10 protein-coding genes are annotated in these 13,814 nt (G+C 59.8%); 4 read left to right on the top strand and 6 right to left on the bottom strand.

The window, feature by feature from the left end:
* Positions 1 to 39 precede the first annotated feature (39 nt).
* Together J3D60_RS04785 and J3D60_RS31250 are read left to right on the top strand one after the other, a co-directional pair.
* Positions 40 to 528, top strand: coding sequence for a helix-turn-helix domain-containing protein (locus tag J3D60_RS04785; protein WP_253490114.1), 489 nt, complete (start codon positions 40 to 42; stop codon positions 526 to 528).
* Positions 529 to 652: 124 nt separating this feature from the next.
* A complete protein-coding gene (locus tag J3D60_RS31250) occupies positions 653 to 2,008 on the top strand; it encodes a PAS domain-containing methyl-accepting chemotaxis protein (RefSeq protein ID WP_115487345.1) in 1,356 nt (451 codons plus the stop codon).
* A 75-nt stretch (positions 2,009 to 2,083) separates the two neighbouring features.
* Here the strand turns inward: J3D60_RS31250 and J3D60_RS04770 are convergent, their stop codons facing one another.
* The 5 genes from J3D60_RS04770 to J3D60_RS04750 all read right to left on the bottom strand — a co-directional run bounded on the left by J3D60_RS04770 (position 2,084) and on the right by J3D60_RS04750 (position 9,465).
* Positions 2,084 to 3,208 carry a hypothetical protein gene (locus J3D60_RS04770; protein WP_253490113.1) on the bottom strand — a complete coding sequence of 375 codons (1,125 nt, stop codon included), beginning with the start codon at positions 3,206 to 3,208 and terminating at the stop codon, positions 2,084 to 2,086.
* Positions 3,201 to 5,057, bottom strand: coding sequence for an AAA family ATPase (locus J3D60_RS04765; RefSeq protein ID WP_253490112.1), 1,857 nt, complete (start codon positions 5,055 to 5,057; stop codon positions 3,201 to 3,203). The genes J3D60_RS04770 and J3D60_RS04765 overlap by 8 nt, the downstream gene beginning before the upstream one ends.
* Positions 5,058 to 6,686, bottom strand: a complete 1,629-nt coding sequence (locus tag J3D60_RS04760) for a hypothetical protein (protein WP_253490111.1) — start codon at positions 6,684 to 6,686, stop codon at positions 5,058 to 5,060.
* Positions 6,683 to 8,425, bottom strand: coding sequence for a class I SAM-dependent DNA methyltransferase (locus J3D60_RS04755; protein ID WP_065941465.1), 1,743 nt, complete (start codon positions 8,423 to 8,425; stop codon positions 6,683 to 6,685). The genes J3D60_RS04760 and J3D60_RS04755 overlap by 4 nt, the downstream gene beginning before the upstream one ends.
* Positions 8,426 to 8,595: 170 nt before the next feature.
* Positions 8,596 to 9,465 (bottom strand): oxaloacetate decarboxylase, encoded by an 870-nt coding sequence (locus J3D60_RS04750; RefSeq protein WP_065941466.1) that lies wholly within the window; start codon positions 9,463 to 9,465, stop codon positions 8,596 to 8,598.
* A 301-nt stretch (positions 9,466 to 9,766) separates the two neighbouring features.
* Here J3D60_RS04750 and J3D60_RS04745 point away from each other — a divergent pair, with 301 nt between their 5' ends.
* Together J3D60_RS04745 and J3D60_RS04740 are read left to right on the top strand one after the other, a co-directional pair.
* The gene (locus J3D60_RS04745) at positions 9,767 to 10,723 is read left to right on the top strand and encodes an ABC transporter substrate-binding protein (protein WP_253490110.1); all 957 of its coding nucleotides are present in this window, start codon (positions 9,767 to 9,769) and stop codon (positions 10,721 to 10,723) included.
* Positions 10,724 to 10,746: 23 nt separating this feature from the next.
* The gene (locus J3D60_RS04740; RefSeq protein WP_253490109.1) at positions 10,747 to 12,117 is read left to right on the top strand and encodes an LLM class flavin-dependent oxidoreductase; all 1,371 of its coding nucleotides are present in this window, start codon (positions 10,747 to 10,749) and stop codon (positions 12,115 to 12,117) included.
* On the opposite strand, the gene J3D60_RS04735 is transcribed toward J3D60_RS04740, so the two are convergent.
* Positions 12,107 to 13,777: a methyl-accepting chemotaxis protein gene (locus J3D60_RS04735; protein ID WP_253490107.1), complete on the bottom strand. Its 1,671-nt coding sequence runs from the start codon at positions 13,775 to 13,777 to the stop codon at positions 12,107 to 12,109. The genes J3D60_RS04740 and J3D60_RS04735 overlap by 11 nt on opposite strands.
* Positions 13,778 to 13,814: the final 37 nt, after the last annotated feature.

The following is a 13,814-nucleotide window of genomic DNA, read 5'->3' as shown; positions in this document are numbered from 1 at the left end:
TGGCATCACACAACTGTGCACCGGCCCCAAGGAATCCTTATGCAACGCAAGTCCCTGACCCGCGACGAATGCCCCATCGCCCGCAGCCTCGACCGGGTAGGGGAGTGGTGGAGCATCCTGATCATGCGCGACGCGTTGCAGGGGCTGCGCCGCTTCGATGAGTTCTCGCGCAGCCTGGGCATCGCGCCGAACATGCTCACGCGTCGCCTGACAGCGTTGGTGGAGGCGGGGATGCTGGAGCGCAGGGCCTACAGTGAGCGGCCGCCGCGTTATGAATATGTGCCGACCGCCAAGGGCGAGGATTTCCGCATGGTGCTGATGTCCCTGGTGGCGTGGGGTAACCGGCATTACGCCGAAGAGGGCACCAGTGTCGAGTTGGTCGAGCGAGACACGGGGCGGCCGGTGCAGCCGATGTTGGCGAGTGCAGAGGGACATATCGTACCGTTGGAGAACTGCGTGTTGCAGGCCGGCCCGGCGGCCAGTACCGGCATGCGGGAGCGCTTGGCTTCGCTTGCCGCAAAGCCTTGAATCCTGCGGGCTCAAGCAATAATTTGACGCCAGAAAATAATCCTGCTGCACCCCTTAAAGTCGCGTATTTCCCAGCCGATAGCGAGTCAAGACACAGGTTTTTCCGCACGGCTGAGGGCTCGTCATGTTCAATACAACACTCAAAACCGAACTGGCGGCCAGGACGGCCGAAGTCACCGAGTACAAAGGACTGATCAGCGCCCTGGAACGCTCCATGGCGGTCGTCGAATTCGACCTCAACGGCAAGGTCCTGCGTGCCAACGATAACTTCCTGAAAACCCTGGGCTACAGTCGCGACCAATTGGCGAGCAAATCCCACCGGGACTTTTGCTTGCCGGCGCTGACCAACAGCCCCGCCTACAGCCAGTTCTGGGGTGAGCTCAAGGCCGGTAAGTTCGTATCGGGCACCTTCAAGCGCGTGGATGCCCACGGCAAAACCGTCTGGCTGGAAGCCAGCTACAACCCGGTACTGGATGAGCGTGGCCAAGTGCTGAAAGTGGTCAAGTACGCCCTGGATGTCACCGCCAAAGTCGAACAGGAGGCGGCGACCCGCAGCAAACTGGCCGCAGTGGATCGGGCAATGGCAGTGATCGAGTTCGACTTGAACGGTCAGGTGCTGGACGCCAACGAGAACTTTCTGCACGTCATGGGCTATACGCTGGCCGAAATCAAAGGCAAGCACCACCGCCTGTTTTGCGAACCCAGCCTGATCAACAGCAGCGAGTACACCGACTTCTGGCGACGCTTGAACAACGGTGAATTTTTCACCGGGCAGTTCAAACGTCTCGGCAAGCATGGCCGTGTCGCGTGGCTGGAGGCCAGTTACAACCCGGTCTACGACGGCGACGGCACGCTGATCAAGATCGTCAAGTTTGCCAGTGACATCACTGAACGCGTGGAAAAGTTCGAGGAAGACTCACGCGGCGCCTCCCGGGCCTACCATATTTCCTCCGAGACCGAGCGGTTTGCCGAGCACGGTACCCAGGTGATCCAGGATACGGCGACAGAGATGCGCCGGATCGCCGAGAATATCGGCGCATCGGCGCGCCTGGTCGGGCAGCTGGGCGACCGCTCCGAGCAAATTACCGCCATCGTCAATACCATTCGAGGCATCGCCGACCAGACCAACCTGTTGGCGCTCAACGCGGCCATCGAGGCTGCCCGTGCGGGCGACCAAGGACGTGGTTTTGCCGTGGTGGCCGATGAGGTCAGGCAATTGGCGGGGCGTACCAGCCGCTCGACTGCGGAAATCGCCGAAATGATCGGCATGATCCTTTCGGAAACCCGCGACGCGGTGGCCAGCATGAGCGCCACCCAGGAAGGCGCGCAACGTGGCGTGAACCTGGCGGACCAGGCGGGTTCGGTGATTTTGCAGATCCGCACCAGCACCAGTGATGCGGTGCAGGCCGTGAGTATGTTTGCGTCGAAACTGGATGAGTCGGAGGTTATTCCCAAGACGGCTGTCGGCTGGGTAGGCTAAGCCGGGCGCGCCGGTCAGTCATGGCCCTGGCTGGCGCGAAGCCCCACGTTCAAGGTGTTCCCGTGTGGGCGAGGGTCATACCAGGCCCAGTGCGACTTTTTCATTGAAGTCTGCCTCCAGTTCGGCTTGCCACCCCAGAAATCGAGCCGGATCGCAGATCACTTGAAACAGTGCTTGATGCACGGCGTGATTGGGTTCTGCCTCGCTGAGGCCTTTAGCCATGTCATGCACCATCCTGTCGAGTTCCTGACACGTCAGGGCCGCCTTTCTATCGACCTGCCAGCGCTCCAGCAAGCGTTGGACCTTACGGTATTCGGCGCGCACTTCTTTGCTCCAGCGGTCGCTCAGGTTGAACACGCTGTTCAGATTGACAACCCGGGGCGCATCAATCGGATCGATACTTTCCAGTTGAACCTTAAGGCTGACCGGGAGCAGCTTCAGCGCAAATTTCCCCGCCGGTTGCCGTTTGTAGGGATGGAACCACTCCTGGAACGAGCCCTGGGTGTGGACCTTTTCCTGTCCTTTATTGGGCGCTTCGTTGCAGTCGTCGCACATCGGGATGAGGTTGTGTGCACATACTGACAACAGCGGGAATTGCGCTTTTGCTACCCAGTGATCCACATGTGCCTTGCCCAGCTCAGCCCCGCACACCACACACGCCTCACGAGCATCGGGGTCGGGGTCGACTTTGTGCCTCTCTAGAAAGTCCTGCTTGAAGGACTCGTAGGTAACCTGGCTGGGCTTGTCGTCAGTGACATTGCCCGTCACACCATAAGGCAGCCCCTCACGCAACCCCGGCGAGTAGAACGCTTCCATCAGTTTTTGCAGGGCCTTCCAGTCGTCCTCGGTCTGCAATGGGCTTGTGATGGGAAGCACGAGGGTGTTGGGCGCCAATGAAAAATAGTCCGACACATCGCTGGTTTTCATCACCCACTGTTTCAAGTGGTTTTTGTCGCTGACGCTGAGATCGGCCAATCGAATCGCGTGCGTCAACAGTGTTGTTGCGCTGACCTTTCGCCCCAGGAAGTGCCAGAGCCATTCGCCCTCGATCCGCGTGCCCAGTGCCTTGATGAGTTCTGCTTCAGTGAGTCGGCTGCTATTGACGGTGGGCTCACACAGCCATAAGGCAAAGGTGTGCATCATTTTTTGGCAGGCGGCCAACGCTGGGGCCCACTTGCTGTATTGAATCGTCTTAAACATTCGGTTTGCCCTCGTAATGTTGCTTGAGCAACTCGAGAACGCCTTCGCGCATCGCCCCCTCTTTCAGGGTTGGCAGCAGTTGCTTGAGCGCCCTGACTTCGTCGTTTTCCTTCCAGCGGTTCAACAGCACCCGCAGTTCCGATCGGTGGAAACCCGTACCCAGGTGCGCAATCAAGGTTTCGACTCGGGCAACGTCCCCTGGCTGAGGGACTTCGATATTCTTCACCTCTTCCAGGAACGCTTCGATGCGAGCCTTGGCCCGCGAACCGATGCTGTCCTTGGCCTTGAACACCTTCATCAACAACGCGCCGGGCTCGGTACCGAATGTGCGCGTGTTCAAGGTGCCGGCGCTGGAGTGGCCGGCGCTGTCTTTGGTGATCAGAATGACTTCCTCGTCAAACACGTCGGACAGCACAATCGACGAGTGGCTGGCCACCAGGACAGCGCTGTTGTCCCTGCCCATGGCGTGTTCGATGATGCCGACAATTTCGCGCTTCCAGCTGTCATTGAAATGGGTCTCGGGCTCATCCAGGAGCAACAGCGCGTCCGGCTCACCCGCCAGTAGATAAAACAAGGCCCAGCGACGCAGGACCATCTGTTCGCCGTCCGACATTTCGCTGTAGGCCATGACGCCTTTGTCCTGAAGGGCGTCCTCGCGACGGTTTTTTACATCGCGACGAATGCACATCTCAAAATCGTCAACCAGGCCAAGGGCCATCCAGCGAATCAACTCATGGAAGCGACTGAATGGGCTTTGGCTGGCTTCCCCCAGCATCAGTGCCAGCGCATCCCCTTGATACTGAACGCCCTGGTGGTGAAAGCGCTGGTCGAAGCAGGACTGGCGCGTGTCAGGCACAAGGCCGTCGATATCGAAATAAACCCTGCGCAATGAGCGAGTTGGATGTGGGATGGCAATCACATCACCGGCCATCAGCAGCAGGTCATGAATTTTTTTCTGGAACGCCGGCTGCGCGGCTTTCACTTTATCCAGGTCAATCTGCAGGCTCACACTGACCAATTGATGCCAGCCGGTTTTTTGCAGCAGTGCGGCCAACCGGTGCTCTCCCAGGCCGCTACGGGCGACCAGGTTATCGTGCAGCACCACCGCCAGCAGCGCGGCGTCAGGTCGATTATCGCTGAGCAGGAAAGGCCGACTGAGCAGGTCACTTGCATCACGGTTGATATACGCCAAGGGGCTGCTTTGCCGGCTCGGCAACTCTGCGAGCCGTACGCTGGTCTCGTCGTAATGAGTCCAGCCGGCCGGGCGCTCCATGCCCTGGCCGTAGAGTTCCTGATCGTTGATATCGGGGAGCGCATCGGCGCTGAGCGGTGGCTGCCAGATGGCTTGCCAGGGCCTCCATGACCCGGATGTGTAGGCCAGGACTTTGGGCAGCAGATCTTTCACGCCTTGGGGGAAGCTGCCCCTGGGTACCCGCGTGACGAATCCAAGTGACTCATGCTCACCCTTGCGCAACGCGGCAAGGCACTGGGTGAACGTGGCTTCGGCGCAATGCTTGGGAAAAGGATTCTCCGTGCGTTGCCAGATGGCGGCTTCGCTTTTTTTGCCAGGGTTGTCGAAGACGATTTCGGAAAACTGTTCATCCGCGCCCAACTCATAGATCAGCGTAAAGGGAAAACCCGGGAGCTGCCCGTCCGCCATTGCCAGGAAGATTGCGGAAATCGCCCTGAGCAGATGGCTCTTGCCACTTCCGTTAAGCCCGGCGATGAAATGGATCCCGCAGCGGTTGGTTTCATCACCCAGCACCGGCCAAGGGGCCTTGTTCGAGAAACTGATCTTGACGTGGGACAGTGGAGGGTAACGGTCGATACTCAGATAACGCAGGCGCATTTATAACCCCAACTCGGCTTCGAGAATGCTCGCTCTCAATGCTTTGGCATCCCGTGATGCCAGGCCGTCTTTTACGTGCCCGTCCGCGCTCTGCCGATAGGCGCGGAACGCTGCCAGATAGGGCGCCGCATCGCCCTGGCCACGGGGCGGAAGGCTGATGTGCTGGATCAAGCCCAGCGCGCAGAGTTGTTCCAAGGTCCGGCGGATCTGGCTGGGACTGACGTATTCATGCAGAGGGTTCAAGGCGTGCGAGGTGCAGAAGGCGTCGAAGCTTTCAGGGTCGTCGACAATCAGCGCCTGGCGGCGTCCACGCAGGCCGCGCCATACCAGGCGTTGGAGCAAGGAGAGTTGTTCAGTCGCCGTGGTGCGGTAGGCACGCCTGAATGCGCTGGATAAGACCGGTGAAACCTCACTGGCGTCGATTTCATCGTCGGGTACCGATAGCGCCACATACGGCGGTGAAGGCGCGCGCCAACGTGCGGACAACTTGCCGTCGAAGGCGTCCCTAGCGATTGCATGATAGAGAACACGGGACTTTTTCTTGGCCTGCGCAAGCGCGGTCACAGGCACCGCGTCAAGTATTCCAAGGATGCGGCGCTGCTCGGCCCGAGTTGGCAGTGCAACCTTCATGCGCCCCAGATACTTTTCAACGAGAGGCCGTTCGGTCGTTACGGTCAGGCCGAACCAGGCCGATCGGAACAACGACGCGAGGTAGTCAGCGCAAACCTCATCCTTTGGACGCAAGACAGTCAATGTGCGCGAGGCGAATTTCGGCATATCCCCCTTGGGCACGACGCCCACTTGGCCATAGGTAACCCGGTCGGGATGTGCTCCGAGCAACAGGTCACCGGTGCGAACTTCACGGCCGGGATTGGGCATGTCGTGTAAACGCACCAAGGTTGGCCGTAGGTGGGACATCAAAAGATCCCGGTGGGCAAAGAACGCCACCTCGGTATCCGCTGCGTACCCAGCCTTGGCCCCGTCATCGTGAGGGTTGATCCAAACGATGTCAGCCAACGTCAGCAGTGCCCAGCCTGGCCCTGTTGTCCCGGCAGGCGGCAACATGAGCCGCGTTGTCAGTTCGCGCTTGAGGTGGTGGGCTCTGTTTACGGCTTCGCGATAGGGACGGACACTCGCTTGCTCAAGCGCGTCGACGATATACCGCTGCTCGTCGATTGAGGGCAACGCAATGTGCAGGTTGCGAAAAAAGCCATGGGACAAGGTGGGCTGGCTGCGCGTTGAGGTGTTACTGCGTGCGGCGAGTTGCCGGAGCCAAGGTTGTTGGAAGAAATGCCAGAGATAGTGGGCAGAGAGTTGGGGGCCTGGGCGTAGAACGCTCATCTGGGGGCCGAATCCCACCCCCTGTGGCAAGTCGCCGACCACCGCCGAAATCCAACGCCCTGACGTGACGCCGGCAAACAACACATCGCCCTGGCAAAACATGGCGGTGCCTTCAGGGACGTCGGCCAACAAGCGCTGGTTGGTGTTCAGGATTTCGCCGGTTTCATCGTCAATGCCCGCGTAGTCGACGTAGTCGACCGACAATTCATCGGCGGGCAGGCTGTGCCTCGGGTTGAGCTTGCACACCTGCAGCAACGGCACTTCCCGCCAACGGGAAACGGCACTCATTGGCCCGCCTCCAGCAGCCCACGTAAGTCGCCCAACCGGTCGAGAATGCTTTGTTCTATCGCGCAAAGCTCATCAAGCAGCTCCAGCGTGCTGGCGCCCTCAGGAACCCTCGGCGCTTCAGGCCAGCGGTAATCATTGAGATCCAGGCTCCATTGGTTGGCCTCGATACAGTGGGGGGCCAGGAAACCCTCCTGCAGGACGCCGTCGACATAGAGTTGCCGCGCCATCTCTGCCGCGTATTCCGGACGCACGCGTCGGGCCTCGTCGTGGGAACCCTTGATTTGACCGGTAAGGTCCTGCCATTCGGGGTTGGGCACCCACTCGCGAACAGGCACTCGCCATTGCTTGGTAACGCTGGCCCGGCTTGGGAAGAACTGCATGAACTGACGACCCGGAGCACTGCCATCCAGGTCGTTTGTAGACAGCGCGATGACTTCGTTCACAAAGTAGTCGCGAGTGGCCTGTTTTGTCCCATCCAGAGGCTGATAATACACACCGCTTTCCAACCGCTTATTTCGCCGCCGAAAGTGCACCATGGCGTCGTACAGGTCGTTCTTGTCTTCCCCGACTTCGTAAAACCACACGCTGCCGGTCTTGGGTGCGGTGTGGGTGTCCAGCGCTGAGGCATGCTCCGAACTCTGGACTTTCTTGAAGATCAGCAAGGCGACGGGGGTAGAGACTTGTGGCAGTGTTCCGGGCGGCAGCAGAATCACCCCCTCGACGACATGCCGCACGAGCAACTCGTGGCGCAATCGGCGCTGTGCTCGCGTGGTTCCGTAGAGCACGCCCTGGGGCACGATCAAGGCGGCACGGCCTTTGATTTTAAGCAAGTCAAGGGAGCGCCAAATGAACAGCAGCTCCAGCCGGCGGGTGAGTTTATCTTTTTCACTGAATGCGCTAGGCGGCAGGTAACCCGCACTGGCCGGCAGGGCATCATCACCTACGTTGCCCAGTGGCAGGTCACACAGGACATAATCGTAATGAGCGCTTTGCAGCAACCTTTTGACGGCATGACCGTCGAGCAGTCGGGAAACACTGTTACCGGTGTGCAACTGGGTGGGATTGAGCTTGTGCAAGAGCATGCTCATCCAGCCGATGCGCGCCATTGACTTGTCTACGTCGATGCCCACAGGGATCCTGCGCGAAGCTTTGCTGCCGCTATTCATCATGTAGTGCTCGGCGTCGAGCAATAACCGCGCCGTGCCCACAGCGGGATCGATCAAGCGGGCACCGGGTGTGGGGTCCAACAACGACACGATAAATCGCGACAGTCGCGGCGGCGTGGTATTCAGCGAATTTCCACCCACGGCGGCGAGCTTGAGCAGATCATCGAACGCCTTGCCGGCCGACGGGGCTGTAAGCGTTCTTTTTTCAACGAAGTTGAACAGCCCGTCCACGGCCTTCAACAGCATGAGCAAGGCTTCGGGTTTGGAGGATTCCAACTGGAAATAGGCGTCGCTGAACAGCCCATTCAAGTCCAGGCGCACCTTGTCGGACACATCGTGGATCGCTTCATAGTCCCGCAGGCGCCGAAAGACATTGCCCGCCAGGAGGGGAGCGGGGTCGGCGCTCTCCAGCAGCGCGGTCCAGGACCGGTCAAACCGTAGGTGCTCCAGATACTTGATCAGAATCAGGCAGGCAATTTGCTCGACAGCGACCTGAGGCGAAGACGCGAGACCGGAGGCCACGAGGATATTCCACAGCGCAACGGCTTGATTAGGGGCGTGTTCAGTCGACATCGGAGTCCTTTTCGATAGGTGTGGCGGTCAAGCCGGCAAGCATAGAGGCAAATGGCCAGAATTGGCAGCCAAGGCGGGCGAATTGAAGGCAGGACCAGGCTTAGGGCAGGCCCAAGCCTGGGCAGGTGGATGGGTCAGTCAACCCAGGCAAGGAGGGTGATGGTTCGGGATTACTCTTTCACATCCATGAACTCTTCAGCCCACGCCACATAGCTCTCTGGCAACGTGTAGGTATGGGTCAGTTCGGTAGCGCTGAGGTTCGAGGTGCTGTGGGTCAACTGACGCTGGGCACGCAGGCTGTCGTAGGTGGCCTTGATCGCCGCAAAATACGCGCCATGACCGGCAACTACCACGCGCACGCCTAGGCTGGCCAGGCGTTGGGCGTCATGGAGCTTGGGGTTGCCGTAGGTCACCAGCATCAGCGGTACCGTGAGGTTTTCGGCGATTTTTTCCAGATGCTCGAAGTCGCTGATGCCAACCATGCAAATCCCATCGGCACCGGCCTTTTGATAGGCCAGGGTACGCTCGATAACGGCTTCAGTCGGCAATACGCCGGCGTTGGTCCGGGCGATGATCGACAGTTCAGGATCGACACGGGCTTCCAGGGCGGCGCGGACCTTGCCGATGCCTTCCTGGATGGAAATCAGGTCGGTGGATTTGCGCCCGAACTGTGCCGGCAGCAGCGTGTCTTCAATCGTCAATGCCGCAACGCCGGCGCGCTCAAGCTCTTCGACGGTGCGCATCACGTTGAGTGCATTGCCGTAACCGTGGTCGGCATCGGCAATAAAAGGCAACTGGGCGACGCGGCCGATACGGGTGGCCTGCTCGACGAACTCACTCAGCGTGATCAAGGCAAAGTCGGGCGCAGCCAATACCTGCAACGACGCAACTGACCCTCCCAGGATACCCACCTCAAACCCCAGGTCTGCCGCGATACGGGCGGACATGGGGTCGAATACGGAAGCGGTTTCAACGCAGCTCGGCTTGGCCAGCAATTCGCGGAAGTTGCGGCGCAGCGTCGAATGAGATTTTTTGGGCATGTTCTTTCCTGGCTCTGGTCATCGTCACGTGACGATCTATGTCTATTCGTGGTCGCGCGAGATTACCATGCAGGCGGGGCGGGGATTATGACGTTTGAGCATGGGGTATGCTGGAAACAGATGGTGCACGCCGGCCTTAAAATGCTGATTACGCATTATTATAGAATTACGTTATGCATTATAAGAAGTTTACAGCGGCCGATCCGGTGCTTATGGTGTGGGCAGATTATTCCTGTGAACACTACCGAGACCGTACGCGCGGATCGACTTGAACGGCCTGACAAGGCATCTGGAGACGAACGTGCGTTACCTGACGAGACTGGCGGCCGGGTTGGCGGCCGTATTGCTGTGCCTGACCGCGAATGCGCAAACGCTGGTGGTGGGCGACCAAAGCTACAACGCCCAGGCCGCGATGGAAGCGGCGGGGGTGCTTGAAAACCTGCCCTATACGCTTGAATGGAAGCAGTTCACCGCCGGGTCGCCGGTGGCCGAAGCACTCAACGTCGGCAGCCTGGACATTGGCTTGCTGGGTGATGCGCCCGTGCTATTCCTGGGCGCATTGGGCGCGCCCATCAAGGTGATTGCGGTCAGTCGGCAAAATCTCGACGGCGTGGCCATTCTGGTGAAAAACGATTCGCCGATCAGGAGCCTTGCGGATCTTGCAGGCAAGCGTGCGGCCATCTGGAAAGGCTCCTGGAGCCAGCAACTGTTGTTGACTGCGCTGGATAAAGCCGGCGTGCCATCGGACTCACTGGAGTTGCGCTACCTCAGTGCGCTGGATGCCTCCCATGCCTTGGAAGGCGGCTCGGTGGACGTTATCGCCACCTGGGAACCTTACGTTACACAGCAGGAACGCCAAGGCGCGCGGGTGCTCGCGACGGCTGACGGGTTGATCCCGGCCCAGAGCTTCATTGCAGCCAACGCCCGTGCCGTCGAAGCCAAGCGTGTGCAGATCAGCGATTTTCTCCAGCGCCTGAAAAAGGCGCGTGACTGGGCTCGCCAAACCCCGGCCAACACCGACGCTTATGCCGATGCGTGGGCCAGGCGTACGCGTGCGGACGCTGGTATAGCGCGGGCCTGGTTTGCCCGTGCGCGCACGACCGTCGAGCCCGTGACGGCGCAGTCGCCAGTAGAGGCGCAAAAGACTGTGGACTTTTTTGCCGGCCAAGGGTTGGTCAAGTCGTACCCGGCAGCCAATCTGTTCGATCAGTCATTCGCGGCGTCCCTGCAGCCGGCCGTCGCTGAGAACCAGCCGTGAAGGCGCCAAGGAAGACTCTGAACATGACCAGCAGACAGCTCAAACTGGGCGCCTTGACGATGGGCAGTGGCGGGCCGGGTCGCCATAACCTGTGGCTCGATCCTCAATTACCGGCTGACGCCAGCGTCAACGTCGATTGGTACATCGATATTGCGCGTCAGGCCGAGGCGGCGTTGTTCGACTTGATGTTTATCGTCGACAGCCAGTTCATCACACCGGGGTCGCCCTCCCATTACCTGAATCGGCTGGAACCGCTGACGCTGCTCTCGGCGCTGGCCGTGAGCACACGCCATATAGGCTTGGTCGGTACGCTGACCACCTCTTACAACTCGCCCTACAACGTTGCGCGGCGCCTGGCCTCACTGGACCTGATCAGCAAAGGGCGTGCGGGATGGAACGTGGTGACCAGCGGCGATGCCGGTACCGCCGGCAATTACAGCCGGGACGAACACTACGATTACGACACGCGCTACGGCCGAGCGGCTGAACACGTCCAGGTTGTGCAGGGCTTGTGGAACTCCTACGAGGAAGATGCCTTCGTGCGCGACCGGGCGAGCGGGCAGTTTCTCGACCCGAGCAAACTGCATCGCCTGAATCACCAGGGCGAGCATTTTTCGGTGGTCGGCCCGCTGAATATCCAACGCTCACCCCAAGGCCAGCCGGTGATATTCCAGGCCGGTGATTCGCCCCAGGGGCGCGAGTTGGGTGCCGCCACGGCCGATGTGATCTTTACCCATGCCGCCAGTATCGAGCAGGGCCAGGCGTTCTATCGGGATGTAAAGGGCAGGGCAGCACAACGGGGGCGCGACCCGGAGCAGATACTGGTCATGCCTGGCGCTGAAATTTACGTCGGCGACACGGATGAGCACGCCCGTGAAATCGAGCAGCACTACCATCAGGTCGACCACAGCTTTGAACTCGCGCTGAAGGAATTCGGACGTAACTTTGGCTGGCATGATTTCAGCCAGTACGACCTCGATGCGCCGTTTCCCCAGGAAAGCCTCGAGTCTGCGCGCAGCAGCTTTTTTACTGCGGCCAAGCGGATTGCCGATCAGGCCCGCGAGAAAGGTTTCACGCTGCGCCAGGCCGTAGAGTTTGGTCGACAACTGCGTCCCGGCGCATTCGTCGGCACAGCTGACACGGTCGCGCAGAAAATGGCCGACTGGTTCGAGGCCCGCGCCGTGGATGGCTTCAACATCTACATCGGGCACCCCGAGCAATTCAAGCGTTTTACCCAAGACGTCATACCGTTATTACAGGCCCGTGGCGTGTATCGCAAAGCGTATGAAGGGACGACCCTGCGCGAAAGCCTGGGGTTGCCGATTCCGCGCTTTGAGCGCCGCGGACAATGCCTCAACGCACTGGGCACCGAAAACACACCGGTTAAATCTTGAATTGCCTCAACAGGCCTTCCAGGCGATGACCGATGGCGTACAGCTCATCGACCGTGTGTACGCCGCTTTGGGTCTGGTCTGCGACGTTTTCAATCGCGCGGGCTATCTGGTGGACGCTGCGATTGATGGCTTCGGCAACCGACGTCTGCTCTTGCGCGGCGCTGGCGATGTGCGCGTTCATGGTGTTGATGGTAACGATCAACTCGACCGCCTTGCCCAGCGACTGCCCGGCTTGTTCCGCGTGCAGGCTGGCGCCATGACCTGCTGCGCCGGAGTGATTCATTGCAGTGACGACCTTGGTGGTGGCCTGGTCAAGGCGCTCGATCATCGCTTGAATTTCCTGGGTGCTGAGTTGCGTCCGGCTTGCCAGCGCGCGTACTTCGTCGGCAACCACGGCAAATCCGCGACCTGCATCCCCGGCCCGGGCGGCTTCGATCGCGGCATTGAGTGCGAGAAGGTTGGTTTGCTCGGCGATCGAGCGAATCACATCCAGCACCGTGACAATGCCTGCTACATCGCCTTGCAGGCTTTTCAGCGAGGCGCCTCCCGCGGACAGGTCCTCGGTCAGGCTGCCCAACCGGGTGATGCTTTCATTGACGACCTGCCTGGCGTGCTGGGCCTGCACATCGGTTTCGCCTGCTGCCTCTGAAGCGCTCTGGGCACTGTTGGCGACCTCTTGCGCCGCAGATGACATCTGATTGATTGCTGCAGCGACTTGATCGGTTTCCTGGCGTTGCTGTTCCATGACCTGATCGATGCATTTGCTCTGTTCGGCCACCTGGGTCACGGATGTATTCAATTCTCTGGCCATGCCGACGATCTGGCCGACCAGCCCATGAATCTTATCGGCGAAGGCATTGAACGACACGGCCACCTGGCCGAACTCGTCGCGGCTGATGGGTAAGCGCCGTGTCAGATCCCCTTCGCCCGCTGCGATTTCATCAAGGTGCTCGCGAATCCGCGACAGGGGACGCAGGCTGCTTTTAACCATTAACCCTGCGAGCACGCCGGTGATCCCGAGTGCAATCAAGGCAATGACGGTTATCCCGTAGACCAGGCTGCGCACACGCTGATGGATTTCCCCTCGTACTTGAGCAACCTGGCTTTCGATACGGTCGAGATTGATCGCGGTGACCACGACCATGTCCCAGGCCGGCAGGTAAAAGCTGTAAGCCAGCTTGGGAACGACTTTATCCGTATTGATCAGGGCCCCCGAATAGTTGACGAAATGGGTGTCGTTCTTCGCGGCGGCAACCATTTCCCGGTTCAGGTAAAGCCCGTTCCTGTCTTTGCGCTCACTCATGTTGGTGCCGACGCCTTCGCTGCTGTCACCACGAAACAGGCGCACGACCTGACTGTCGTAGCCGATAAAATAGCCATCGTCCCCATACTTCATCCGGGACAGCCGCGCGATCGCCAGCGCACGCGTTGCTGTGCCCCCTGTCTCGGCCTGCGCATACAGTTCCGCTACCGAGGTTCGGGCAAGGTTGGCGTAGTCTTTCAAGCGTTCCCGGCTTTCATCCAGCAGGCGTTCCCGGGTCGCCGTGACTTCCTGTTCGGCGCTCGACAGCAAGGTGGTGCTCGTTGTCAGCGCCAGTACCGTGGACAACAGCACCACCGGGACCAGCACCAGCATCAGTACTTTGTTTTTAAACAGCATGCGTGGGGTTCCTCACCTGAATCTGTAGGAAAGCGGC

This window comes from Pseudomonas sp. S3E17 (assembly GCF_024168685.1).
GTDB classification, from domain to species: Bacteria; Pseudomonadota; Gammaproteobacteria; order Pseudomonadales; family Pseudomonadaceae; genus Aquipseudomonas; species Aquipseudomonas marginalis.
The sequence above is the reverse complement of the archived record's forward strand: the minus strand, read 5'-3'. Positions and strand labels throughout refer to the sequence as shown.